This window comes from Paenibacillus sp. FSL L8-0340 (assembly GCF_038593145.1).
In the GTDB taxonomy this organism is placed as follows: Bacteria; Bacillota; Bacilli; order Paenibacillales; family Paenibacillaceae; genus Paenibacillus_AQ.
Map to the genome: position 1 here is coordinate 4,468,612 of NZ_CP151967.1, position 25,895 is coordinate 4,494,506.

Annotated in this window: 29 protein-coding genes; all 29 read right to left on the reverse strand. The window is 48.2% G+C overall.

Annotated elements, in window-relative coordinates:
- Positions 1-20 precede the first annotated feature (20 nt).
- Complete coding sequence (locus NST07_RS19990; RefSeq protein WP_076110092.1) at positions 21-809, reverse strand: FliA/WhiG family RNA polymerase sigma factor; 789 nt, start codon at positions 807-809, stop codon at positions 21-23.
- Between the two features lie 76 nt (positions 810-885).
- On the reverse strand, positions 886-1,299 hold the full coding sequence (locus NST07_RS19995; RefSeq protein ID WP_341093976.1) for a hypothetical protein: 414 nt from the start codon (positions 1,297-1,299) through the stop codon (positions 886-888).
- A gap of 2 nt (positions 1,300-1,301) precedes the next feature.
- Positions 1,302-1,799 carry a chemotaxis protein CheD gene (locus NST07_RS20000; RefSeq protein ID WP_038593467.1) on the reverse strand — a complete coding sequence of 166 codons (498 nt, stop codon included), beginning with the start codon at positions 1,797-1,799 and terminating at the stop codon, positions 1,302-1,304.
- Positions 1,792-2,418: a chemotaxis protein CheC gene (locus NST07_RS20005; RefSeq protein ID WP_038593470.1), complete on the reverse strand. Its 627-nt coding sequence runs from the start codon at positions 2,416-2,418 to the stop codon at positions 1,792-1,794. The genes NST07_RS20000 and NST07_RS20005 overlap by 8 nt, the downstream gene beginning before the upstream one ends.
- A gap of 3 nt (positions 2,419-2,421) precedes the next feature.
- Positions 2,422-2,883, reverse strand: coding sequence for a chemotaxis protein CheW (locus NST07_RS20010; RefSeq protein WP_341093977.1), 462 nt, complete (start codon positions 2,881-2,883; stop codon positions 2,422-2,424).
- Between the two features lie 27 nt (positions 2,884-2,910).
- Positions 2,911-4,968, reverse strand: coding sequence for a chemotaxis protein CheA (locus NST07_RS20015; protein WP_341378940.1), 2,058 nt, complete (start codon positions 4,966-4,968; stop codon positions 2,911-2,913).
- 34 nt (positions 4,969-5,002) lie between these two features.
- Entirely contained in the window at positions 5,003-6,406 is a 1,404-nt protein-coding gene (locus NST07_RS20020; protein WP_341378941.1) for a chemotaxis response regulator protein-glutamate methylesterase, read from the reverse strand.
- A 38-nt stretch (positions 6,407-6,444) separates the two neighbouring features.
- On the reverse strand, positions 6,445-7,320 hold the full coding sequence (locus tag NST07_RS20025) for a MinD/ParA family protein (protein ID WP_341093981.1): 876 nt from the start codon (positions 7,318-7,320) through the stop codon (positions 6,445-6,447).
- Positions 7,320-8,750: a flagellar biosynthesis protein FlhF gene (locus NST07_RS20030; RefSeq protein ID WP_342479992.1), complete on the reverse strand. Its 1,431-nt coding sequence runs from the start codon at positions 8,748-8,750 to the stop codon at positions 7,320-7,322. Before NST07_RS20030 ends, NST07_RS20025 begins: the two co-directional genes overlap by 1 nt.
- Positions 8,747-10,780: a flagellar biosynthesis protein FlhA gene (gene flhA / locus NST07_RS20035; protein WP_342479993.1), complete on the reverse strand. Its 2,034-nt coding sequence runs from the start codon at positions 10,778-10,780 to the stop codon at positions 8,747-8,749. Before flhA ends, NST07_RS20030 begins: the two co-directional genes overlap by 4 nt.
- 20 nt (positions 10,781-10,800) lie before the next feature.
- Positions 10,801-11,895: a flagellar biosynthesis protein FlhB gene (gene flhB, locus NST07_RS20040; protein WP_341093985.1), complete on the reverse strand. Its 1,095-nt coding sequence runs from the start codon at positions 11,893-11,895 to the stop codon at positions 10,801-10,803.
- A gap of 22 nt (positions 11,896-11,917) precedes the next feature.
- Positions 11,918-12,703, reverse strand: coding sequence for a flagellar biosynthetic protein FliR (fliR, locus tag NST07_RS20045; RefSeq protein WP_038600090.1), 786 nt, complete (start codon positions 12,701-12,703; stop codon positions 11,918-11,920).
- Positions 12,704-12,713: 10 nt separating this feature from the next.
- On the reverse strand, positions 12,714-12,983 hold the full coding sequence (fliQ, locus tag NST07_RS20050; RefSeq protein WP_038593488.1) for a flagellar biosynthesis protein FliQ: 270 nt from the start codon (positions 12,981-12,983) through the stop codon (positions 12,714-12,716).
- A gap of 22 nt (positions 12,984-13,005) precedes the next feature.
- Positions 13,006-13,773, reverse strand: a complete 768-nt coding sequence (gene fliP / locus NST07_RS20055) for a flagellar type III secretion system pore protein FliP (protein WP_076110099.1) — start codon at positions 13,771-13,773, stop codon at positions 13,006-13,008.
- Positions 13,770-14,297: a flagellar biosynthetic protein FliO gene (locus tag NST07_RS20060; RefSeq protein WP_341093986.1), complete on the reverse strand. Its 528-nt coding sequence runs from the start codon at positions 14,295-14,297 to the stop codon at positions 13,770-13,772. Before NST07_RS20060 ends, fliP begins: the two co-directional genes overlap by 4 nt.
- Positions 14,298-14,306: 9 nt before the next feature.
- Positions 14,307-14,672 (reverse strand): response regulator, encoded by a 366-nt coding sequence (locus NST07_RS20065; RefSeq protein WP_019910416.1) that lies wholly within the window; start codon positions 14,670-14,672, stop codon positions 14,307-14,309.
- A 26-nt stretch (positions 14,673-14,698) separates the two neighbouring features.
- Positions 14,699-16,009 carry a flagellar motor switch phosphatase FliY gene (gene fliY / locus NST07_RS20070; RefSeq protein WP_341093987.1) on the reverse strand — a complete coding sequence of 437 codons (1,311 nt, stop codon included), beginning with the start codon at positions 16,007-16,009 and terminating at the stop codon, positions 14,699-14,701.
- The gene (fliM, locus tag NST07_RS20075; RefSeq protein ID WP_038593500.1) at positions 15,999-16,997 is read right to left on the reverse strand and encodes a flagellar motor switch protein FliM; all 999 of its coding nucleotides are present in this window, start codon (positions 16,995-16,997) and stop codon (positions 15,999-16,001) included. The genes fliY and fliM overlap by 11 nt, the downstream gene beginning before the upstream one ends.
- A gap of 39 nt (positions 16,998-17,036) precedes the next feature.
- A complete protein-coding gene (locus NST07_RS20080) occupies positions 17,037-17,504 on the reverse strand; it encodes a flagellar basal body-associated FliL family protein (RefSeq protein ID WP_038593503.1) in 468 nt (155 codons plus the stop codon).
- Complete coding sequence (locus tag NST07_RS20085; protein ID WP_038593507.1) at positions 17,501-17,725, reverse strand: flagellar FlbD family protein; 225 nt, start codon at positions 17,723-17,725, stop codon at positions 17,501-17,503. The genes NST07_RS20080 and NST07_RS20085 overlap by 4 nt, the downstream gene beginning before the upstream one ends.
- An 84-nt stretch (positions 17,726-17,809) precedes the next feature.
- Entirely contained in the window at positions 17,810-18,628 is an 819-nt protein-coding gene (gene flgG, locus NST07_RS20090) for a flagellar basal body rod protein FlgG (protein ID WP_341093988.1), read from the reverse strand.
- 123 nt (positions 18,629-18,751) lie between these two features.
- The gene (locus NST07_RS20095; protein WP_076110103.1) at positions 18,752-19,135 is read right to left on the reverse strand and encodes a TIGR02530 family flagellar biosynthesis protein; all 384 of its coding nucleotides are present in this window, start codon (positions 19,133-19,135) and stop codon (positions 18,752-18,754) included.
- A complete protein-coding gene (gene flgD / locus NST07_RS20100; RefSeq protein WP_341093989.1) occupies positions 19,132-19,623 on the reverse strand; it encodes a flagellar hook assembly protein FlgD in 492 nt (163 codons plus the stop codon). Before flgD ends, NST07_RS20095 begins: the two co-directional genes overlap by 4 nt.
- Before the next feature lie 28 nt (positions 19,624-19,651).
- The gene (locus NST07_RS20105) at positions 19,652-21,286 is read right to left on the reverse strand and encodes a flagellar hook-length control protein FliK (protein WP_342479994.1); all 1,635 of its coding nucleotides are present in this window, start codon (positions 21,284-21,286) and stop codon (positions 19,652-19,654) included.
- 23 nt (positions 21,287-21,309) lie between these two features.
- Positions 21,310-22,257: a kinesin gene (locus NST07_RS20110; RefSeq protein WP_341093991.1), complete on the reverse strand. Its 948-nt coding sequence runs from the start codon at positions 22,255-22,257 to the stop codon at positions 21,310-21,312.
- Between the two features lie 18 nt (positions 22,258-22,275).
- Positions 22,276-22,719 carry a flagellar export protein FliJ gene (gene fliJ / locus NST07_RS20115; protein WP_341093992.1) on the reverse strand — a complete coding sequence of 148 codons (444 nt, stop codon included), beginning with the start codon at positions 22,717-22,719 and terminating at the stop codon, positions 22,276-22,278.
- A gap of 6 nt (positions 22,720-22,725) precedes the next feature.
- Positions 22,726-24,051, reverse strand: coding sequence for a flagellar protein export ATPase FliI (gene fliI, locus NST07_RS20120; RefSeq protein WP_231578293.1), 1,326 nt, complete (start codon positions 24,049-24,051; stop codon positions 22,726-22,728).
- Positions 24,032-24,886, reverse strand: coding sequence for a FliH/SctL family protein (locus NST07_RS20125; protein WP_341093994.1), 855 nt, complete (start codon positions 24,884-24,886; stop codon positions 24,032-24,034). Before NST07_RS20125 ends, fliI begins: the two co-directional genes overlap by 20 nt.
- On the reverse strand, positions 24,879-25,895 hold the full coding sequence (fliG, locus tag NST07_RS20130) for a flagellar motor switch protein FliG (RefSeq protein WP_341093995.1): 1,017 nt from the start codon (positions 25,893-25,895) through the stop codon (positions 24,879-24,881). The genes NST07_RS20125 and fliG overlap by 8 nt, the downstream gene beginning before the upstream one ends.

Below are 25,895 nucleotides of genomic sequence, written 5' to 3' on the forward strand. Positions count from 1 at the left end.
CCCTTGTCACCGTCGCCCGGTTAATCGTTTTGCATGAGAAGATCGCGATTTTTCTCAAGCGTTCCTCTCAGCCGCAAAATAGCTTTTGAATGAAGCTGCGAAATCCGTGAAGGCGACAGTGACATCACCTCGGCGATCTCGCTTAATGATAAATCTTCATAATATAAAAGGGACACAACGGTCCTTTCTTTCACCGTTAGTTTCTCGATGCCTTTAGTCAGCGTATCGCGCAAATAAAACTCATTTACTTTGCGATCCGGATTTTTGGCTTTGTCATCCACCAGGATGGACAAGCGTGTCTCTGATTCTTCCTCGCGAATAGGATCCTCTAGTGAGCAGAGCGACATTACTGCTACGTCCTGCAGCATATTCTGAAATTCCGTCTCCGAAACATTCAGATATTCGCTCATTTCCTCGTCACTGACTGATCTTAGGTATTTCTGCTCCAGCTGCTGGTAAGCATCTTCGATTTTTTTGGCTTTCTCCCTCACGGACCTGGGAACCCAGTCGCTCTGGCGCAATGAATCAAGAATCGCTCCACGCACACGCCAGGAAGCATAAGTCTGAAACTGGAGTCCCCGCTTATAGTCGAATTTCTCGATGGCATCAATCAAACCCATGACACCGTTGCTGGCCAAATCATCTTTAGATACATTTTTGGGTAATCCGACTGCTAAGCGGCTGGACACGTAATCTACAATATGGAGGTAATTCTCAATCAGCTTTTTTTTGGCTTCGGGATTACCTTGCTCTTTCCACTGTTCCCAGAGCCCGTCAGTTTCCGATTGAGAAGCTTTATGCTCGTTCAACGGCTTTCACCCTTCCCAAAGTTTAGTCAGCGGGCATAACACGGAACAGGTGAGCCACTTCCGCAATAGCACACGCTTATTCTTCTTTCAGGTGACGAACGGCCTTGGCCAATTCTTCAGGATCTTTCATAGAGACCAGCTTAGGCGGCTGCAGCGGTGTAAAACCTTCTGTGCTTCCGCTTTCTTCGGCCGGCTTCGGTTTCAGCAGGTTTATTAATTCTTCATCCTCATCCGGAGTAATGACATCGAAATTGCCACCCAGCGCCTCATTGCCCTCTAAGCTTGTCTCATCCTCTTCTGGCTGTACAGACTGTCCAGCAATAAAACCCAATACCCAACTTAAGAGGAATGCAAGCACAAACCAAATAATAAATCCAAAACTGGCCCGAATTAAACTTGTTCCAAGTAAATTATGCCCATAGTTCACAAAAAAGGTAAACAAAAATCCTATCGCTCCGACGATGGTGTTCACTACTATTTTTCTGCTCATGGTTATATTTCCCTAGTGCCTTTTTGCACGCTGCGGATATAGAGTATACCGGTACTGCAGGAAATTTCAATGGTGCGGCCAAAATTGCCGCCTGTGTCCTCGGCAATCAAAGGGATCTTTAGAGCCTCCAAAGCAAGCTTACAGGATTCCACATTACGAGGCCCGATCCTCATGGTGTCATTCCCCCCGGCAAAGGCAAACATTTGAGAGCCTCCGGCCATCTTGGCCACGATCCTGCTGCGCATTGCTCCAAGTGCAAGCAAGCGGTTCAGAAGCTCCGGCACTGCGGTATCTGCAAATTTGGCAATGTTCATTTGTCCCTCACGTGCGATATCCGACGAAGGCAGCATCACATGCGCCATCCCCGCCAGCTTCTTCCCAGGATCAAACAATGTAAGCCCCACGCAGGAACCAAGACCTGTTGTACGCACAAGGCTGTCTTGGCTTCCTACATTAAGATCTGCCATACCTACTTTAATAATGCTTTGTTCTTCAATCATTATCAAACGGTACTCCTAGTGATTTAAAGATCTTCGGGAATGATTCTGGATCGGGAATAAGAAAGAACTGTCCTTCAATTTCGTCCTTGCCTTCCAGGAAAGTTGTGTCGATCAGCAAAGCATCATCGCCCATCTGACCGAACTGCAGCAGACCGTATCCCAGAATGGCCCCGGCCATGTCCATGGCCAGTGCAGGCACTGTAGGGTACATGGAAAGCGATGTGAAGTCGGCAAGTGAAGAAAGGTAAGACCCGGCAAGAATGTTACCAATTTCATTCAAAGCCGAAAGCTCCATTTCACCCAGCTCCTGCTCGGGAGAAATCTCAATACCGGCAACCCGGTTAAGCAGGCTTATAGCCGCTTCCGGAGTAAGAATGAAAAAGAGATTGCCCGGTGCTTCACCTTCGACCCGCAGGAAAACCGCATATACCAGTTCTTCTGCTCCTCCGACCTTTTCAGTGATTTCTTCAAAGCTCAGCAGCTGCACTTTCGGAACAGCCATGTCGATCGGTTTGCCAAGAAGCTGAGATAACGCGGTGGCGGCGTTACCAGCTCCAATGTTGCCCACTTCCTTAAGGACATCCATTTTAAAATCCTTGAAGTTTTTGAAAAGCTCCATATGTTAGCCCTCTAGGCTTTCCAATTGCACGATTTCGCCCTTGTTCAGCACCTCGTTCAAATTGAGCATGATCAGCAAACGTTCTTCTCCAATTTTGGCCACCCCGTCCAGATACTTCGCTCTGATGCCCCCCACAACCTCCGGTGGTGTATCGATGGAATCGCGGTTCAAGTCAATAACATCATTGGCCGAGTCCACAATAAAGCCAACTTCCATTGCATTTACATTGACGATAATGATACGGGTCTGATCAGTATGATCAGCTTCCTCAATTCCGAAACGGCCCCGCAAATCAATTACCGGAATAACCACTCCGCGCAAATTGATAACTCCCTTAATAAAGGAGTAGGTCTTCGGCACACGGGTAATTGGCATCATGCGTTCAATCGTTTGGACTTTCTCCACTTCGATGCCGTACTCTTCAGCGCCTAGTTTAAATACGATTACTTTGATATCTTCAGCCATGGAATGAACCTCCCTGTTCTATCCTGATTATTTAATAAAAGCGTTCGGATCAATAATAAGTGCGACCTGACCGTCACCAAGTATGGTCGCCCCGGAGATGCCTTGAACCTCAGGCAGATACTTGCCAAGATTCTTGATGACGATTTCGTTCTGCCCAATAAAATCCTGAACGGCCAGGGCTACGAGGCGTTCCCCTTTGCGGACTACTACTATTTCCGTTTCCTCTTCAGTACTTTCATCAAAATCAGGTACCGAGAAGAATTTGCTCAGAGAAAGCAGAGGGATATGACCGTTACGGAATTCAATCATTTTGTTGCTATGAATCGTGCGGATCTGAGTTTTCTTCACAATTCCAGTCTCCACGATGGAAGAAAGCGGGATGGCATATTTCTCAGAACCAAGCCGCACCAGCATGGCCGCGATAATCGATAAGGTTAGTGGAAGCTGTACTGAAAAGTTAGTTCCTTTACCAAAGGTGGAATAAACAACCACGTTGCCGCCAAGAGAAGTAATCTTGGATTTCACGACATCGAGTCCGACTCCGCGCCCTGATACGTCAGAGATAACCTCTGCGGTACTGAAGCCCGGTGAGAACAAAAGTTGAATGGCTTCATCATCCGAATAGCCAGCAGCCTGATCCTGAGTAAGAATTCCCTTTTTAACGGCAGATTTCAGGATTTTCTGCGGATTTATTCCGGCTCCGTCCTCCTCAATTTCGATAAAGACGTGATTGCCGCTATGGAAAGCTCGCAGATTTATCGTACCCGTCTCCGGTTTGCCGGCAGCAATACGCTCCTGTACGCCTTCAACCCCATGGTCAACGGCATTACGGAGCAAATGCACCAGCGGATCACCGATCTCATCAATAACAGTACGGTCAAGCTCTGTTTCAGCACCCGTAACGATCAGATCGATTTTTTTGTCCAGAGATTTGGCAAGGTCACGAACCATGCGGGGGAATCGGTTAAATACCGTGTCGACCGGTACCATGCGCAGCTTCATGACAATGTTCTGCAAATCGCCGCTGACCCGTCCCATATGTTCAACAGTCTCAGTAAGGTCACTATTCTGCACTTCTGTAGCCAGTTGTTCCAGACGGACACGGTCGATCAGCAGTTCACTAAACAGGTTCATCAGCACATCCAGGCGTTCGATATCTACGCGGATCGTCCGGGAAGGCGCTGCAACTGTTTTGGCAGCTGCCGCTTTGATTGCTTCTTCTCTGACCGGTGCTGCAGCCGATGCCGCTACGGGAGCAGTTTCCTCTTGAACCGGTGCTTCCACAGTAGCGGCAGCCATATCCTGCACCATCTGTTCCAGTGTCTCTTGATCAAGGGCTAAAGCCGTAACCTTATCAATTTCCGATAAGTTTAGGATCATGGATTGAATTTCACTTGCGTCCTTTTGGGTTATGTAATAGAGGGAAAAGCCGTAATCGAATTTTTCCTGCTCTATATCCTGAACCGAAGGGAAGGATTTGACCACCTCTCCTGAACGTTCAAGGAGATCGAAAACCATATATGCCCGCACTGCTTTAAGCTGACAATCCTGACGGATCGCTACATCCACATACAGCACCTGATGGCCTTCCTGCAGCGACTGCTGCAGAACCGAGTATTGGAATTCATCTAAAAACACCGGAGCGTCTCCAGTCTTTTGAGCTGCAGCTGTAACCTCGGCAGCGGCACCGGCTGCAGTAGGAACTTCACCTCGAACAATGGCCTGAAGAGAAGTCACAATTGCCGAGACATCTGCCTTACCTTCGCCCCCAGCCGTAATATCCTCAACCATTGATTCCAGGGCATCCAGACTTTTGAACAGTGTGTCAAAAATGAAATCCTGCATCCGCAGCTTGTTATTGCGCACTAAATCCAGAACATTTTCCATCTGGTGGGTAAGAGAAGCCAAATCCTCAAAACCCATCGTAGCCGCCATACCTTTTAAGGTATGCGCAGAGCGGAATATTACCTGTACAATACTTAGATCATCAGGATTTGCTTCCAACCCCATCATACTTTCGTTCAATGACTGCAGATGATCATTTGACTCATCAATAAACATGGATAAATATTGGTTCATGTCCACTAACGAGCACCTCCCCTTCAAGTTCGCTTTTCCATTATTTAACGGCTTGCACCAGCCTTGGAGCAATTTCATGCAAAGGCAGGATATGTTTAACGCAATTCAATTCCACCGCAGATCGCGGCATTCCATATACAACGCAGGTTTCTTCACTTTCAGCGAAGGTTGAGGTTACACCCGAATCATATAGGGACTTCATCATCCTGGCACCATCGCTGCCCATGCCCGTCATAATCACCGCATGCCGTTCCAGCGTGGTAAGCGGCAATAGTGATTCGAACATCATGTCCACGGATGGACGATGCCCGTTGCGGGCATCCTCACTCGTAAGTTCAATCGCATATTGTCCGCCTGCTGCTGGAACAACCTTCAGATGATAACCTCCGGGAGCAATATAAGCCGCTCCTTGGCGAAGGATCATGCCATGCTCCGCTTCTGCAACCTCAAGCGGGCTGAAGGTATTAAGCCGCTGGGCCAATGATTTGGTGAAATTGGGCGGCATATGCTGGACAATGACTATCGGTGCCGGAAATTCAGCCGGGATGTTCTCCAAAAACGCTTTGAGCGCACGTGGCCCGCCTGTAGAGCAGCCTACAGCAACGAGCTTACGCAGCCCTTTAATACTGCCGGACTTCCGGTCAGCCGAAGCTGCAGGAGGTTCGGCGAACGTACCGGGGACACCCTCCAGTTGCAGACGTACATCAGGTGTGACTGGAGTAGAGTTCGCTTTGGAGCGGTTTTTTGCTTTTTCAGAAGATGCCGGGCTTGCTGGAGCTGCAGCAGGATTGACAGGATTTCGCGGGGATCCGCTATTCCCTGGCTGCTTATCAAGCAAATTCTTGCCCGTTTCCTTAGGGGACGCGGTCTTTGCCTCCGGCTTCAACTTGTTTTGTGCTGGTGTGCCGGGAACTTCCGCAGCTTTTGCTTTCTTGGGAAGTTCCTGCTTGCGTACAGGAGGATCCGCCAGAGGTTTTGGAGTAACCGCAGCTGGCGGCTTGTCCTCACTCTTGGAGGCGGATGCCCGAGCTTCACGCTGCTCACGGGCCATCATCGCTTCTTTCATTTGCTCCCGGAGAGATTCTCCTACAGCAATAATATCCTGGGAGTTGGAAATGGATGGCTTACGTATGAAATCAAATGCTCCTGACTCCAGCGCCATAATCGTTTCCTTCATGCCCTGCTCATTGATTCCTGAGAGCATGATCACCGGCAGCGGACGCTGGGCCATTATTATTTTCAGCGCCTCCAGGCCGTTCATTTCCGGCATCTCCACATCCATCGTTACCAGATCCGGAGAAAGCTGATTCACTTTCTCAATAGCTTCACGGCCGTTTGAAGCCGTAGCGGTAACCTGGAAGTTCGCGTCATTTTCAATCAAATCGGAAATGATCTTGCGCATAAATGCAGAATCATCAACAACCAAAACTTTATATGGCTTCATATCATTTCCACCTCTGCTCCTCTAATTCAGAACAATTATTATTTACGCTTCAACCACCTGTTGATAAATCCCTTTATGCCCTCTACCTTGATTGGTTCCGCTGAATCCGCGGCCAAATAGTTTTGGGCAAGCCGCTGTACGTCCTTGGCTGCTGCACTGTTCGGAAAAGCCACTGAGAATGGAACTTGTTTCTTAACTGCCTGAACAACATGTGCATCACTACTCATATACCCGAGAAACGGAATATCTAATTGTAAAAAGCGGCTTGCCGCCATGCGGATTTTGTCGCTGGTTGCTTTCGCTTCCCTCTCGTCTCCTGCTTGGTTCACAATCAGTCTAAAAGAAGTTTCGGGAAAAGAATTGTGCACTACCTTCATCAATGCATATGCATCAGTTATAGCTGTAGGCTCAGGGGTTGTTACCACAAGGCAATCATCCGCCGAGCTAATAAATTTGAGCGTTTCTTTGGAAAGTCCTGCCCCCGTATCGAACAGGATAAAATCCATAGTATCAGCAATTTGCGCAATCTGTGTTGTAAAGTAATTCAAATCTGATTCCGAGAGAGAAAACAGCTCATCCATACCCGATCCGCCTGCAATGAATTGTAGACCTCCTGGGCCCGTCTGAATAATTTGTCCGATATCCGCCTCTCTTTTCAGCAGGTGGTACAAATTATATTTAGAAGAGACACCCATTAACACGTCTATATTGGCCATTCCGATATCGGCGTCGAACAATAGCACCTTACGGCCCATTGCCTTCAGCGCTAAAGCAAAGTTCAGCGTGAAATTCGACTTTCCGACACCGCCTTTTCCACTGCATACGGTGATGATTCTGGCGGATACCCCGTCTTTGGGCACGAGTTTGGTGTCCTTGTTGGACACCAGCTGTCTCAAGGACTGCGCCTGATCCATTACGCCCCTCCTGTTCCCAGCAACATCCCTGATAGCTGCTCTTTGGTAGCCATTAGCAGGTCATCTGGCACATTCTGGCCATTAGTTATATAAGACAGCATAAGAGGGAAGTCATTCAGAACATTAAATAACGGACCATAGCTTCCTGTCTCGTCCAGCTTTGTGAAGATAACCTTATCAAGCTGATAACGGCCGAAATGCTCGGCGATCGTCTTCATATCGCGGCTTTTGGAGGTCAGGCTGAGTACAAGGAAAGTTTCACTCTTAAGTTCCTTGGCCAGCAGGCTCTGAAGTTCAGCGACGAGCATCTCATTACGGTAATTCCGTCCTGCCGTATCCATCAAAACGAGGTCACAGCTCTCCAGGCGGAACAACGCTCTTTGCAAATCTCCCGGGGACTGAACAACCTCCAGCGGAATATTCAGTATGGATGCATACGTGCGCAGCTGCTCCACCGCGGAAATCCGGTAAGTGTCGGAGGTAATGAGGCCTACCTTCCTGCCTTGTTTAAACAGCTGCTCTGCCGCCAGCTTGGCGATTGTTGTTGTTTTGCCCACTCCGGTTGGCCCGGCAATGTAAACAATCCGCGTATCCGCCGCAATTCCTTTTGCAATTCGGCCTGACAAAAATTCATCCACCTGAGCTTTCAGCATTTCACCGAATTGATCAGGAGCTCCGGTACGCCCCTCATCATTCCAGCGGGTAAACACATTGCTGATCCATTCCTCCACCAGCACCGGGTCAGTCTCCTGGTCCAGTAAACGGATCTTAAGCTGTTCCAGCTGCTCGGGCAATTCCACTCCGCTTGAAGAGTAGCGGGCGATACGTTCCATCCAGTGCTTCATGTCCCTGATTTCGCGAAGGACATCACTTTCCGCTACCGAGACTGCGGGAGGATTGGGTTCAGCACCAAAGTTCTCGTAAAGTGCCGTGACCGATCCAGGCTGTTCCTTCGGAGCAGAAGCCTGCATTGCATATGCAAGCTCTCTATCCAATTCCTCTTTCTGTTCCTCAACAGCAGTTACGGTTGCGGTTGCAGTTGAAGGTAGAACGGCTACATTCCCTCCTGCCTCAGCAATCCCGGTGGCTTCCGATATGGCAGCGGCAATTTCAGCAAAGCTCCGGCCAGCCGCAGGCTCCTTCGTGAGCGATGCTGACGGCGATGATGCTGTGGCGGCTTTCTGATAGGCCTGCGGCACTGCACTACGCGGAATATTCAGCGATTGTACAGGGGCCTTATCAGGTACAGCCGGCTTCCGCACCTCTTCTACTGCGGCTACAACTTCAATTTTTTTCTTTTTAAACATGCCCATAAATCCGCCGACTTTAACTTCCTTGGTGCTTAGGATGACGGCATCGCTTCCTAGCTCGCTGCGGATGGAATGCATGGCGTCAGGCATCGTATCGACCACATAACGCTTCACTCTCATAAGTTCACCACTCCAACGCTTTGAATTTCGATATTAGGTTCCAGTTCGCTGTAGGACAACACTGGAATATCCTGCATCGTCCGCTCAATAACCTGCCGCAAATACATACGAATGGTCGGTGAAGTCAGTACGATAGGCTGCTGCCCGGACTGAAGCAGACGGTTGATCTGTTCTGTAAGCCGCTGATACACGGTTTGTGTCGAAACCGGATCCAGTGCCAGATAGCTGCCCTGTTCCGTTTGCTGCACACTTTCGGAAATTTTCTTCTCCAAATTAGGCCCGACAGTAATTACACGCAGCGTCTCTCCCACTTGGGAAAATTGCTGTGTAATCTGTCTCGACAACGACTGGCGGACATACTCGGTCAGGATATCAGGATCTTTGGTGTAAGTACCATAGTCCGCCAGCGTTTCGAAGATCGTCACCAAATCGCGGATCGAGATCTTTTCGCGCAGCAGCTTACCGAGCACCTTCTGAACATCACCAATTGCCAGTACCGAAGGAATAAGTTCATCAACCAGCACGGGGTAATTCTCCCGGAGATTGTCAACCAGCTGTTTGGTTTCCTGACGTCCTAGCAGCTCATGCCCATGACGTTTGATCAGCTCCGTCAAATGCGTAGCAACCACGGAAGGCGGATCAACTACGGTGTAGCCGGATAATTCCGCCCGTTCTTTCACCGATTCGTCAATCCAAAGTGCCGGAAGTCCAAAAGATGGTTCAACAGTCTCAATACCGTTTATAGATTCATCATCATAACCGGGACTCATGGCAAGATAGTGATTAAGTAATAATTCACCACCGCCGACATTATTCCCTTTAATTTTTATGACATATTCATTCGGTTTTAGCTGAATATTGTCGCGAATACGAATAACGGGCACCACAAGTCCCATTTCTAGGGCACATTGCCGTCTAATCATGATAATTCTGTCGAGTAAATCTCCACCCTGACCTGTATCGGCCAGAGGAATAAGTCCGTAACCGAACTCAAATTCAATGGGATCCACTGTAAGCAAGTTTATGACGCTCTCTGGACTCCGCACCTCTTCAATCTGCTTCTCCTCGACCAGTTGTTCCTCGGCCATTTGTTTTTGGTTTGCCTTCTGGCCCATGCTGTAAGCCGCATATCCCATGAGTGCTGCCAGGGGCAAGGTAGACAGTATTGTAATCGGAGTGAAGAATCCAAGGAAGGCAATTGTCGCCGCAACGATATACAAGAGCTTCGGATAGGACAATAATTGGCCTGTCAAATCCTCTGCCAGGTTTCCTTCTGACGCCGCCCGTGTAACGATCAAACCGGAAGCGGTTGAAATGAGCAAAGCAGGAATTTGGCTGACCAGTCCATCACCAATTGTCAGTACGGAATATGTCGAAAGTGCCTCCTGAAACGACAGTCCATGAATAGTCATCCCGATGACGAAACCGCCGATCAGGTTGATCAGCAGGATGATGATACTGGCAATTGCGTCACCTTTGACGAATTTACTCGCACCATCCATTGCTCCGAAGAAGTCAGCTTCGCGTTCCACATTCCGGCGGCGTTCCCGTGCCTGCTGTTCATTAATCATCCCTGCATTCAAATCAGCATCAATACTCATTTGTTTACCGGGCATCGCGTCCAATGTAAACCGGGCGCCTACTTCAGCAACACGTTCCGAACCTTTGGTAATAACAATGAACTGCACAACAACCAGAATTAGAAAGACGATGAATCCGATAGCGATTTGTCCCCCGGCAATCCAGCTGCCGAACGTGGCAACAACTTCACCCGCATGACCATCCTTAAGGATCAGCTTAGTTGTGGAAATATTGAGTGCGAGACGGAATAAAGTTGTGATCAACAGCAAAGAAGGGAAAATCGAAAATTGCAGCGGATCCTTTGTATTCATTGCGACCAAAATAATGGTTAGTGCTATCGAAATATTGACAATCAGCAGTACATCCAGAAGCCAGACCGGGATGGGCAGAATCATCATAAGCACAATACCGATAACGCCCAGTAGAACTGTTAGATCTTTAGCTTTCAATGTCCTTTACCTCCCCCGGCTTATCTCCTCTTACCTTTAAGCTTGTATACATAGGCCAGCACTTCGGCAACCGCCTGGAACAGATCGGCAGGAACGACATCGCCAATTTCTGCTCTTTGGAATAATGCCCGTGCCAGCGGCTTGTTCTCCATAGTCACAACACCATGCTCCTTAGCCAGCTCTCGAATGCGGAGCGCCACATAATCCTGGCCTTTGGCTATAATCTGCGGAGCCTCCATTTTGGAACCGTCATATTTAAGGGCAACGGCAAAGTGCGTAGGATTCGTAATGATCACATCCGCCTTTGGCACTTCCTGCATCATCCGCTGCATTGCCATTCGGCGTTGGCGCTCCCTGATCTTTCCTTTAATTAAGGGATCGCCCTCCATCTTTTTGTATTCATCTTTAATGTCCTGCTTGGACATTTTCAGACTTTTTTCATGTTCGTACTTCTGGTACATATAATCAAGAACTGCCATAATAAACAATACAGCTGCTATTTTGATGCCAAGGTTCATGGTCATCTTTGCAGTGAAACGGTATACACCCTCCGCATTCACATGTGAAAGAGCAGCAAAACTCTCTTTCTCTCCCCAAAGCGTGCTGTAAACCAGATAGGCAATCAGCACCAGTTTAAAAACCGATTTCAGGAATTCCACAAACGAACGCATGGAAAATATATTTTTGAACCCCTTGATTGGATTAATCTTGCTGAACTTAGGCGTAATCCCCTCACCTGAGGCCATAAAGCCAACCTGTGCAAAATTTACGACTAGTGCGAGTAAGAAGGTAATCCCGAGCAGCGGGGCCAGCAGAATCAGTATCTGCAGACCATACTCGTTGAACATCTTGGACACATTTTCCGCTGTTACTTCCATCATCATGCGATTCTGAAAAACATCCATATACAAACTCATAAAACGTTCTTTCATGAAACTTCCGAACATCGTCAGACTAAGCAGCGCCGAAAATAATACAACCGCACCGGAAAGTTCGGCACTTTTGGCTACCTGACCCTTTTTACGGGCATCCTGACGTTTTTTCGGGGTGGCTTTCTCTGTCTTGTCCCCCCCAAAATGCTGAAGATCCAGTTTATATCGTTTCGGCTTCGGCATTACACTCTCTCCTTACAGTCACCTAAGGACTCTTCCCCATAAGCCCCAGCAAATTTTGCATGGACTCAAACATAATGTCGAAGAGATTCTGGAACAAGGCAGCCAGACTCGGCATCAGAATAAGAAGCAGCGCGAGACCTATAATAATTTTGAGCGGTACCCCGATGACGAATACATTATATTGCGGAGCGGTTCTTGCCAGAAAGGCTAAACCGATATCCGTAAGAAACAGCGCGGTAACCAAAGGTGCCGACATTTGAAAGGCCAGCATAAAAGATTGGGCAAAAGAGCGGACCAGAAATTCTGAAAGGCTGCCATTGATCATTTTGACAAACAAATCGTTGTCTAGAGGTACCCAGTTATAGCTGTATACGATCGCATTCAGCAAGTAATGATGTCCATTCATGCTCAGAAACAGCAGCAGGGCGATCATGTACTTAAAGTTACCTATGATTGGGGCCGATGCTCCAGTCATTGGGTCAATAACGTTGGCGATCCCAAATCCAATTTGAATATCAATGAAGGAGCCGGCCGTCTGAATCGTCATAAACATCAGATAGCCGATGAACCCGAGCAGCAAACCTATCAACGCTTCCCTGGCCACTAGCAGAATGTAGGTGAGGTCCTGCGGAACAACAATGCCGGTCCCCCTTGAGCTGAAGACAACTAAGGCGACAAAAAAGGACAATCCGATTTTGAAAGTTGCCGGCAGACTCTGAGAAGAAAACACTGGTATTACAACAAAAAAAGCGGAAATTCGACAAAAAATCAACAGAAAGACGGGAAAACTTTGCAGAAGGGTCTCCATATCCATAGTCTTAACCGATATACATGTAGAGACTGCCCAAAATTTGACTGGTGAAGTCTACCAGCTTCGTAATGATCCAAGGGCCGAACAGCAGTAATGCAAGCAGTACGGCGACGATTTTGGGAACGAACGCAAGCGTCTGCTCCTGAATCTGGGTTGTAGCTTGGAAAATACTGACTATCAGTCCTACCACCAGACCAAGAATCAGCATGGGAGCGCTTGTTTCCAGCACCAAATATACGGCTTGGCCGGCTAGACCGATAATAAACTCCGTATTCATCCCTTATGCCTCCTCTTATACGTCAGGTGTTAAAACTCATCAGCAGTGATTTTACAACTAAGTACCAGCCGTCTACCAGTACGAAGAGCATTATTTTGAACGGTAATGAAATCATGACCGGAGGCAACATCATCATCCCCATGGCCATCAGTGTACTCGAAACTACAATATCAATGATCAGAAAAGGTATAAAAATCATGAAGCCCATTGTAAACGCCTTTTTCATTTCACCAATGGCAAAAGCCGGCACCATCACTGTCAACGGAATATCATTGTACGTGGCGGGTTTGACCGTGGCATTGTTGCCCGTGTAATTCATAAACAAAAGCAGATCTTTGGTGTTCGTCTGTTTGAACATGAATTCCTTCATCGGTTCGGCTGCTTTATTAAGCGCTTCGGACTGAGTTAAGGTACCTTTCATGTACGGCTGCAGCGCCGTTTCATTCACCTGTGCAAGTGTAGGCGACATTATGAAGAGAGTAAGAAAAAGCGCCAATCCTACAAGCACTTGGTTCGGAGGCATCTGCTGTGTACCGAGTGAGGTTCTGACGAAACCCAATACGATGACGATCCGTGTGAAGCTGGTCATTAGAACAAGAAAAGCCGGGGCTACACTCAGAACTGTCACAAGTAGCAGAATAGAGATGGAACTGGTCCCCCCGCTGCTTGAGCCGTTACTGTCGCCTACTTGAATATTAATGTTCGGTATAGGATCTGCGTGTATCGGATGCAAAAGCAAAACACTGAACATACCGAGCAGCAGAAATGAAAGAATCAGCTTTTTTTTCATAAATCCCTCGACTCATCTTTAAGTGCATCATCCCGGAGAAGCTCTTCCATCTTTTCGTTGCGCTCAGGTGCAAGTGCAAGCTTGGATTGCAGGGTCTCATAAAAAGAGGATGTTTCACTAAGTTCGATTTCCTGAGATGGAACCTCACCGCGCACCTTGGCTTTGATTTTGGAAATGAGCGGCACCAGAAAGTTGTTCTGTCCTGACGACTCTTCTTCAAACGTAGAAATGATAAGTGCCACTTCCGCCGGGTCCGTGATTTTATCCAGCATGGATATATTCTCACCGACCCCAATCATGTAAAGGCTGCCGCCGATTTCAATAATCTGCACAGACTTATTGGGGCCCAGTCCGAGCGCACCCAGCGTTCGGATGGAGCGCCCGCTCATTAACGTCTGATTGCGGCGGCCAAGAAAACGGATCAGCAGCACTATTAGAATGACGATTGCCGCAAGGACAAAAATAACGTTGAGTAAACTCAGCAGGGGGTTACTGTTTCCCAGCGGTTCGCTGTTAGCCGGCATGTCTGATTCCTACACGCCCAGCGTTTTGTTGATCGCTTCAATAACACGGTCAGCCTGGAACGGTTTAACAATAAAGTCCTTGGCACCCGCTTGAATCGCGTCAATGACCATAGCCTGCTGACCCATGGCTGAACACATGATGACCTTGGCATTGGCATCTACTTTTTTAATTTCTTTAAGGGCGGCAATTCCGTCCATTTCAGGCATGGTAATATCCATCGTGATCAGATCCGGACGCAGTTCTTTAAACTTCTCAATAGCCTGCGAACCGTCCTGGGCTTCACCCACTACCTCAAATCCGTTCTTTGACAAAATATCCCGGATCATCATTCTCATAAATGCTGCATCGTCCACGATTAGAATTCGGTTAGCCATTTTTAAAAAATCCTCCCTAAGTATGCTTATTGTAATTTTTGAATTCGGTCCCACTGGCTGACGATATCCGTAACGCGAACTCCGAAGTTTTCGTCGATAACTACGACTTCACCCTTGGCAATGAGCTTGTTGTTCACCAGAATGTCAACAGGCTCACCAGCCAGCTTGTCCAGCTCGATAATCGAACCTTGCGACATTTCCAGAATATCTTTGATCTGCTTCTGGGTCCTTCCTAATTCTACGGTCACTCTCAGTGGTATGTCCATCAATAAATTTAAATTATTTTCATCAATATTACCAAAGGCTCCTGCGCTAAGATTAGCGAATTGAACAGGCTGTACATTTACATTGCGTCCAAGAGGCGGCGCCTGTGGTGGAACCTGTCCGTAAGGCATTCCCTGCGGCGGTACTCCATATGGCGGCACGCCCGGCGCTCCATAAGCGGGCATTCCTGCCGGTGGATAATAATAGCCTCCTTCAGGCATCCCCGGATAAGGCGGCATTCCCTGCGGCGGATATTGCGGCGGCACTTCGCCAGGTCCAGGCGGTGTCTGCTGCACTGGAGGTGCTGCAGGAGCCTGGGCAGGTGCAGATGCAGGCGCTGGTGCAGCAGACTTATCCGCTGTCGACACAGCCGCCTCCTGATCCGCCTGGCTGACATCACCGAGCAGCATGCTGACCATATCCTTGGCGAACTGAACCGGTAAAAGCTGCATAATCGTGGAGTCGATAAGATCCCCGATTTTCAGACGGAAGGAAATTTGAATCAAGGTTTCGTCATCCGGAAGACTGCCTACCCCTTCTCCACTCGACATATTCAGGATATCAATTCCCGGAGGCGAGATGTTGACGAACCGGTTGAAGATCGTTGACATGGAGGTAGCAGACGAGCCCATCATCTGGTTCATTGCTTCCTGCACGGCGCTGATATGAATTTCATTCAGCTCTTCATCCTTCGGTTCTCCTTCACCGCCAAGCATTAAGTCGGCAATGACTTGCGCATCCCTGATCTTAATTACCAATGAGTTAATGCCTTGAAAACCATCGACGTACTGTACATGTACGGCAACATGAGGCTTAGGAAAAGCTTCCTCAAACTGTCCGCGGGTAATGATGGACACTTGCGGAGTCGTAATATCTACCTTCTTACCCAGCAAAGTGGAAAGTGCAGTCGCTGCACTGCCAAAAGTAATATTACCGATTTCCCCCAGCGCATCCTGCTCAAATGGTGTCAGGTAATCATCAACTGTCTTTTCCTGTGGTTCCATTGAGCCTTCCGCGGACTGTCTGAGAAGAGCATCGATCTCTTCTTGGGATAAATAGTCTTTACTCGTCAAACTCTTCAGCTCCTTCACTGACAATCTCGTCTATTTGCACAGCTACACGCTCTTTAATCATCCCTGGACTTCCGATGAATTTCAGCTTGTCCCCTACTTTGATCGACAGCCCGGAATCCACGGTCTTATTGAGAGAGATTACGTCGCCTACGCTAAGCCCGAGAAATTCAGCTATGGATAACCTGGATTCACCCAGCTCTGCAACTATAGGCAGCTGCGCCCTGTGAACTCTCGAACGGATAGATTCAAGTTCAACCTCGTCCCGCACCTTCTTCTCAGAAACAAACCATTGGTGTACGGACAGCCTTGTCATAATCGGCTCCAGTACGACATGAGGGATACATAGATTGATCATCCCGGTAGTGTCGCCTATTTTGGTGCTTAACGAGATCAGCGCAATCGTTTCATTCGGTGATACAATCTGCATGAATTGCGGGTTCGTCTCCAGAGCTTCCATCCGTGGATTAATATCCAGAACCGTCTTCCAGGCTTCCTGTAGACTTTCAAAGCATCTGCTGAAAATTCTCTCCATGATGGTTGTTTCAATTTCGGTCAGTGCATTAATCTTGCTTGGTGCTGTTCCAAAACCGCCCAGCAGCCTATCGAGCATGGCGAAGGCAATATTCGGATGCACCTCCATGACCATTCGTCCCTCCAGCGGTTCCGCTTCGAAAATATTCAGAATCGTCATTTTTGGAATGGAACGGATGAACTCATCATAAGGGAGCTGCTCTACTTGTACGACACTGATCTGCACAAAGGTACGCAATTGGGCCGAAAAGTACGTCGTAAGATAGCGGGCAAAGTTATCATGAATCCGCGTAAGACTGCGGATATGATCTTTCGAGAAGCGCACGGCCCGTTTGAAATCGTAAGAGCGGATTTTTTTCTGGGTTTCTTCTTTTTTAAGTTCGTCGGCATCCATTTCACCGGATGAAAGTGCGGCAAGCAGAGCATCAATTTCATTTTGTGATAGTACATCAACCAATTCAATCACCCCCCATCAAACAATTAAACCCGCCAGCAGCTAAATAGAAGCCATAATGAATTTAGTGAATTCGATCTGGGTTATAGACCCTTCAGTCAAATTCTTGTTGATTATATTCACCAGCTTGCTGCTGATTTGATCTTTGCCGCTAGCACCATTCAGATCCTCTGGCTTGGTATCGGCAATCGCCTTAATAATTAGCGGCGTGATCTTAATAGCTTTTATCTTTTCGAATTCTTCCTTGGACTTCGCTGTATCCAATTGGAACGCGATGTCTACTGAAAGGATGTAATCGGGATCGGCAAGATTAGTTTTGATATCGGTGATTTGCGCCGTCAGTTCGACGATTTGATCAGCACTCATTCTGTTGGTTTCCACATTTTGAACTGCCGCTTTCACATCATTCGCATCGCTTGGGAAGATCTTATCCATTAGTAAAAATGCAGCTACTACGATGAGTGTTACCGCAAGTAAAATTGTAATGAGCCACGGCATCATCTTTTTCATGAGAGCTCCTCCATAGACTGGACTTTAATGGTGGCAGCATATGTGCCTATGTCCCTGTTATAATCTCGGATCTTACGTATGACCTCATCGGCTTTTTCAAGCACGATCAGTCTTTTTCCGGTTACCAGTGTAATGTAAGTATCCGGGCCTTCCTCTACCATTTCTACCAGCAAAGCATTTAAAAACATTGGCGTTCCATTCAATCTTGTTACCGAAATCATAACAGGCCTCCTAACAAAAATAGGGGGAGGAGTTCCTCCCCCAAGACTTCACAATACAGCAAGTTTATGATTATGGTTTAAAAATTAACGCTTGAGGTTAACAACTTCCTGAAGGACTTCATCAGAAGTTGTAATAATACGTGAGTTCGCCTGAAAGCCGCGCTGGGTTACGATCATTTCAGTAAACTCACCCGTCAGATCGACATTGGACATTTCCAGCTGACCGGAAACGATTTTCCCTGTACCTGCTTCCGCATCATTCGGAGTCGTTATCACAAGCTCGCCATCGGCATTCGCATTCAGCGTCATGCGGTACAGATTGCCGCCAATTTTCTCCAACCCTTGCGGATTGCTTACTTTAGCCATACCGATTCTAACGCCCGGCTCTGTTGTTCCGTCAGCCATCGTCTGTACGATAGTGCCGTCGCTGGAAATTGAAAACGCCGTTACCTCCGGAGCAAGTTGAATAGCCTCGCTATCGGAATTCAGAACATGCAGTCCATCGGAAGTGATCAGGTTGCGGGCTGCATCCATATGGAAATCACCGGCACGGGTCAGAAAAGGAGTCTCTTGATCATCCGAAAGTCTAACCACGAAGAAGCCGTCTCCGTCAATCCGCAGGTCGGTAGGATTGTTGGTAGTCATGGCACTGCCCGCCAGATGCATGGTGTCTACGGAACCGATGCTTACTCCAAGGCCAATCTGCTGCGCATTGACCCCGCCTTGACCGCCATCAACCGGAGCAGTAACGCCTGATACAGTTTGGCTCATGATGTCCTTGAACATTACACGGCCTGATTTGAAACCGAGTGTGTTCACATTGGCAATGTTGTTGCCGATGACATCCAGCTTGGTTTGAAATCCGCGCATACCTGAAACGCCTGAATACATAGATCTTAACATGATTAATATCCTCCCGGATTATAGAGTCAACGGACCCATAATTTATAAAGTAATTTATATTTGAGCTGTAGACACGTCAGTCGGTCGGCGTCCACTCCGGCTCTCCCGATAGGACCGGCCGGTTTATGAGATAATAACTGCACTATCAATTTGTGTGAACACATTGTCCTTCATAGAGCTTCCATCCATAGCTGTGACTACAGTACGGTTAGGCACACTGACAATTAGAGCCATATCCTTCATTAATATCAAGGATTCTTTGCTACCCTTGGCTGCAGCTTTATCCACTGCCGAAGAGATCTCATCCAATTGACGGGTTCCAAGTTCAATCCCCCGTTGCTCCAGTCGTTTCGCGGCATGATTGCTGAATTTCAGTAAATTCCGCTGAAGCACACTTTCAAATGAAGCTTCTGTTTTGACCGTATTCTTTGCTGCCTGCTGTCGCTGTAGAGCCTGAGGATGTACACTTGAGGGATACAGTTGTCCTATAGTCAACCTGTCGCTCATATTGTCCCCCCGCTCTCCCCGGCGCCGTCTTGAGTCTTATCGCTCACAGTTTCCACTTTAGATGCTGCATTCTGGATTTGTGTAATGTCAGTTAAGGCAATTCGCTCGGTGCCTACAACTGCATATTGCACACCCTTATTGACAACGATGGATTCCACATTTCCTGTCTTTGGAAGTTTGGTTTCCGTATCAGTCCAGGTGACATCCTTGCCGATCAATCCGGAGACCGAACCAAGCGACTGACTCATAGCCGTCATTTGGGTCGAAATATTCATAAGTTGCTCTACTGATGAGAATTGAGCCATCTGGGCGATAAATTCTTTATCCTCCATAGGCTGCGTGGGATCCTGATTCTGCAATTGAGTCATGAGGATTTTCAAGAACTGATCCTTGCCCAGGACGGAGCTCCCTGTTGTTTTCTTGCTGCTGTCAGGAACTACATAATTCCATTGATCTTTGGTAGTCGTTATCGGAGTCGTTGATTCCATTTCATTTCACCTCACTTTTTTCAAAATATTAAGCTTTGGCTGAAAAGCCTCCGCCTTCGTTACGGATATCCTCCTGGCCGTTTGCTACCCAATCCTTCCATTCCCCATTAAGCTCTGCAGCAAGCACCGCATCAGCAATTTCCTCACGACGTTCCTTGGAGCGACCATCCTGCTGTTGCCCTCCGGAAGCCGATTGACGTCCCTGCTGCCCGTTGAACTGGGAAAGAAGCGCTGAATTCTGCGAAACTTCCAATTTCTCGACCTGAAGTCCTTGAGACTGCAATGCGCTGCGCAATTGACTCATCTGCTGCTCAAGCATATCTTTGGCTCCGGAATGCTCAGTCAAGAACTGGGCAATCAAATTGCCGTTTTGCATCGTAATCTTAACATCTACTTGTCCCAAATTTTCCGGAAAAAGCGTAATTGTAGCTTCAGCTACCCCGCCTTTTTTTAGAATTTCAAGTTTCCCCGTGATCATTTTGTCCATTTCTTGAGCAAATTGATGAACGGGCACTTGGACTGTCGCTGCCTTCAGCGGCGCTGTGATACCGCCTCTAAGCGACAATTGTCCTGCAGTCACGACATTGTTCTCATCTGCAGTCCCATTGATCTCGGGCAAAGCTTCTTCTAAGATTCCGGATGGTTTAATCTCCGCTCCAGTCTTGGAGGCCGGTGTTGTGATCACCTCTGCCGCAGCAGCACCCGTATTTGTTACAGGCGTAAGCGGCTCTGCGCTCTCAACGTTAGCGGCAGTTGTGGCGGCAGCAATGCCGACAGTTGGTACAGGTGCCTTAGCTTCAAAATGATATACAGGCTTGTTATTCTCAGCCATTGCCTGTTGTTTCAATGTCACAGCAGGAGTATTGCTAAGGATCGTTGCCTCTACCGTTTTGGCTTTATTGTCCTGTACAGAAGTTTCTGCCCGAGTTAACTCTATAGCACTACCGTTATTCTCTAGGGCTGATGACTCCGCATGGACAACTGGTTTTGACTTAAGTTTACTCTCAGAAACAGCAGCTTGGGCCATAATGACCGTGAACTCGTTCAACAGCTCAATACCCTCGGCCGCATTTTTTTCATTCCCGGTAACGGACGACTGCTGAATCAGATTCACTAGACTAGTAAGGTCATCCTGAACAACAAAACGCACAGTCTCTGAATTCTGGGCAAGCGGAGATAAGCCCGATGCAGGGTCGATGTCCATGTTTGCTGCAACAGTCTCAGCAGGGTTGTTACTGCCGGACAGCAGTGCCGATACCTGAATCAGCCAGCCTTGCAGGGCAGTGAGCAAAGCAGGGTCAGCGCTGATGTTGTCATCCAGCTTCTCAATATCCTGCAAAAGCCCTTCCAGCTGCTTAGAGCTCCCGGAACTTTCTGCATCCTTACCGCCCAGCGATTGACCAGCTTCTTCCCCCGTCGGGCTTGCGCTATTCAGCAAACCCTGCAGCAATGAAGCCAGGTTGCCCAGTAAAGGCGTCTCTGTTTCCTTTGCAATTCCTCCAGTCATACTCTGAACTAGAGTCTGGGCAAAAGGCATTGCCGTTGTTGTTCCATTTGCAGCAGTTGCTCCACCAAGGGCTGAAGCTGCTCCGGCTGCAGCAGAAGAAGTTCCTGCCGATGTTGTCAGGTTACCGCCAGAAAGTGATGGAACGACTAAACTCATTATTTTTCACCTCCTTTCAAGTGTTATTTACCACCCATCAGCCGATTTACAATTTTGGCAGTTTGAGTGCTATTTTTCTTCGTCATCTCGCCTAAGATTGAGGATCTTACACTGTCACTCACCGTGTTCAATATCGTAATCACCTTATCAGGGCTAATACTGTACATGGAACCAAGCAAGGTTGCCGCTTCTGTCGCAGGCATGGATGTGAATGTCTGGCTGAGCTTGTCCTTATTGAGATTAGCGCTTGAAGTTGTTGTGGCCACACTAGCCTCATTCTGCTTCAACCTCGATTGAAGGGCTGCAATAGCCATATCGGTAGAATCCGTCGTTTCTTTTAGCTTAATCGAGACATCTGCAGCCTTTTTAGGATCCATTTTTTCCAGAATCGCTGTTTTGCTGGCTTTACTCATGGCGCTGAAAACTTGAACCATTTCTTCGGTAGTTAAATTTTCCATAATCGGAGCTGCCTTGGAGGCTTTCATGCCCGCATACAGCTTGGCTAATTCAGCAACCTTCACTTCATACGGATCTTCCGTCTCCTCAGGAGCAACCTCCGCAGCTGCAGCTTCTTCCTTCATACCGTCAATCTGCTTTTGGAGCGCCTGAACCTGTGTTTGCTGAGTCGTTTTTTCTTCGGTCACCTGCTGCAGCTGTTTGGACTGCTCAGCAACCTGGGCCTTAAGTTTTTTGATCGTTGTTTCCGAACTTGCCTCCTGCTCTTCGCTTTGCGCTTCAGGATCAGCGGCAGTCTCGCTCCCCGGTTCGGCGGGAGGATCAGGAATCACCTTTTCGATAAAAGGGATCTTGTTTCCGATTGCCAGCACGTTGTTGCGGATATCCATATTAAATAGAGTCAACAACACACCAAGCAGTACGAGAGTGAATATGATCGGAATCATTAAGAACAAAAACCGCTCGAATTTACCTGCTGACTCTTCATTTTCAAATTCCATATCATTGTTAGCCACTAGCGGAAACCTCCCGGGTTAGAGGGATTTCATCGCGAAGCGGACGGTAGCCATCTCATCCAGTTCGTTTTGTTCCCGTAAAATCATATTCTGCTGAAATATAGTTTGAGCCTTGTCTTTGGCTTTCAGCCAGACCTTCTCGTCAAGGACCTTGGTGCTGAGATGATCCTGCTTATGCTGCACCTCTACATGAGCCCGGCGGATATCCAAATGCTTGCGGGTGATACAGGTATCCAGATAATCCATGTAATCCTGCATCTCTCGAATCTTGGCCATCGGTGTCTTTTGTTCGGCTGCACTTTGCAGGGACAGCATCAGTGTGCTGCGCTGAGAGATTAATTCATCAAGACTTTTTTCCTGGGCTTGCAATTCTCCGAGCGCACTTGAAAGCATCCACTCTGCCTGTGTTTTTTCGTTGCCTTTCAAGTCCACAACTTTTTGAAAAGTATAATGGAACCTCACTGCTGATCAACTCCTCGAGAACTGTGAAATTAATGATTGTTGAACCTCGGCCAGCGTCACTTTTTCGTTAACTTTCTGTTTCGTGAAATCCCAGATGCTGTCTATATAATGCATCGACTCATCAATCTGGGCATTGGAGCCTCTCTGATAGGCACCGATATTGATCAAGTCCTCTGAATCCTTATATACCGCCATAAGTCGTTTTACATTCTCGGCCGCGTCAATTTGCTCCTCGGGAGCAATATCCTTCATTACACGACTGATGCTGGCCAGTACATCAATTGCAGGAAAGTGGCCTTTATTGGCGATATTCCGGTTGAGCACAATATGTCCGTCGAGTATACCCCGCACAGCATCGGCAATGGGTTCATTCATATCGTCACCGTCAACCAGCACTGTGTAAAAAGCGGTAATGGAACCCGTTGGCCCTGTTCCCGCCCGTTCCAGCAGCTTGGGCAGACTGGCAAATACGGAAGGGGTGTAACCTCTCATTGCAGGAGGTTCGCCTACCGCCAGCCCTACTTCGCGCTGTGCCATAGCGTAACGTGTTACCGAATCCATCATCAGCATCACATTCAGTCCCCGGTCGCGGAAATATTCAGCAATCGTTGTGGCGATCAGTGCACCTTTGATCCGGATGAGTGCCGGCTGGTCGGATGTGGCAACAATAACTACCGAGCGCTGCAGTCCTTCCGGCCCTAAATCACGTTCAATGAAATCCAGCACTTCCCTGCCCCGTTCACCGATAAGGGCAATCACATTCACGTCCGCCGAAGTATTGCGGGCGATCATGCCCATTAGAGTACTCTTACCGACGCCGGACCCTGCAAAAATCCCTACCCGCTGACCTTTGCCGATCGTAAGCAGACCGTCGATCGCCCGGACGCCAATACTGATAGGCTCATGTACCCGGGGACGATTCAGCGGATTGGACGGAATATTGAAGGTAGAGCTATGCGGCATCCGGGCCGGAATCAGTGAGCCGTCAAGCGGCTGGCCCAATCCATCGAGCACCTTGCCAAGCAGTTCGGAACCAACCTGAACGCTCAGCGGTTTGCCTGTACCTACAACATCACAACCGGGACCTATCGCCTGCAATTCTCCAAGAGGCATCAGCAGCACTTTATTATCGCGGAAGCCTACAACCTCAGCTTGCAGCGGCTTATTGCCTTTTGAAGGATAGATGTAACAGACATCACCGATGCTGGCATCCGGTCCTTCTGACTCAACCATCAGCCCGATCACCTGGGTAACCTTCCCGTTAATTCTTACAGGATCGAAATTACGCAGCTGTTCTTTATATCGCCCACTGTCAAGCATCGCCTTCCCCATTTCTGTGCTCCTCGGTGTCTAATGCGATTCGAACCAGCTCTTTCTTAATTTCTGCAAGCTGAGTGTCGATTCGTGCATCAATGCTGCCGAAGGAAGAGCGGATCACACAGCCAAGATCCTTAACTGTGGAATCAGGCAGGATTTGTAGTTCGGCCTGCGAATCCACCGCCAGTGCCAATTCTTCCCTGGCCGCATTGACGAAAGCGAACTGTGCAGGTGAAACGCAGAGGGAGATAAGTCCCTGCTCGCGTTTGCGGGCCAGATTCTTGCGGATCAGATCCAGTGCGAACTGCGGTTCAACCGTCAGCTGCTTGTCCACAATTTTCTCGGCGATACTGCAGCTAAGTTCCACCAGGAAAGGTTCAGCCTCCTGAATAATGACGTCTCTACCGCGGTATGCTTCTTGAAGAACATTACGTGCTTCCTCCATCATCTCCGCAAGCTTCTGCACCATATCCTGTTCAGCCTGTGTGACGCCTTCCTGATACCCTTGCTGAAACGCCTCGGCCTTGATAGCTTCTATAAGGTGCTCATCCTGCTCCCTGCGCTGTCTCCACCATTCCTCAGCTTCATTCCGTGCCGATTCCACAATATTCTCTGCTTCCTGCGATGCGTTCCGGACCTGTCCTTCAGCGAACTCCTGAGCGTCCTTCAGCATTTGCTTGCGTGCTTGCTCTGCCTCTTCACGGGCCGGGTCCTGATATTGAACCTCTCCTGCTGCTGCTGTTTCTTCGTGAGCCGGTTCTTCAACAAGCCCTGCATGCTGCCTGGCTTGTTCCAGCCGTTTAAGCACATCTACAGGAACATATTGAGAATGTTTAATCAGCTTAGACAATGATGTCATCTCCTCCACCACGGGCGATGATAATCTCACCTGACTCTTCGAGTCTGCGGATCGTGCCTACAATGCGGGTCTGTGCTTCCTCAACATCACGCAACCGCACCGGACCCATATATTCCATTTCCTCGCGGAAGCTTTCGGCCATCCGTTTGGACATGTTGCGGAAAATAACATCGCGCACTTCTTCGCTGGCCACTTTGAGTGCAAGCTGTAAATCCGTATTCTCGATATCTTTGATAATGCGCTGGATGGAACGATTGTCCACATTGACAATATCTTCGAACACGAACATCCGTTTTTTGATCTCTTCGGCCAGCTCCGGATCCTGTATTTCCAGGGAATCCAGAATCGTACGTTCTGTCCCCCGGTCAACACCGTTCAGGATCTGTACGATAGATTCGATACCGCCTGCATTCGTATAATCCTGCGTTACTGTTGCAGAAAGCTTCTGCTCCAGCACGCGTTCGATTTGCGTAACGACCTCTGGTGAAGTACTATCCATAATCGCGATTCTTCTCGCAACTTCAGCCTGCTTCTCTTGTGGCAACGAAGAAAGAATGGAAGCTGCCTGCTCAAACTGCAGATAAGATAATACAAGGGCAATGGTTTGTACATTTTCATTCTGGATAAAGTTTAATATTTGATGCGGATCAGCTTTGCGTGCAAAATCAAAAGGTCTGACTTGCAGCGTTGCCGTCAGGCGGTTAATGACCTCCATAGCCTTGGTTGAACCAAGCGCTTTCTCCAGAATCTCCTTGGCGTAGTTAATACCGCCTTGAGAAATATATTCCTGAGCGAGGCATATTTGGTGAAACTCGGACATGATTGACTCTTTCTCGCCGCTGTCTACCTTACGGACATTGGCTATCTCCAGAGTCAACTGTTCAATCTCCTCGTCTCTTAGATGTTTGAATATTTGTGCCGATACCTCAGGGCCTAGTGTGATAAGCAGGATCGCCGCTTTTTGACGGCCGCTGAGACCCTGCTGGCTAGCTTTTGCCAT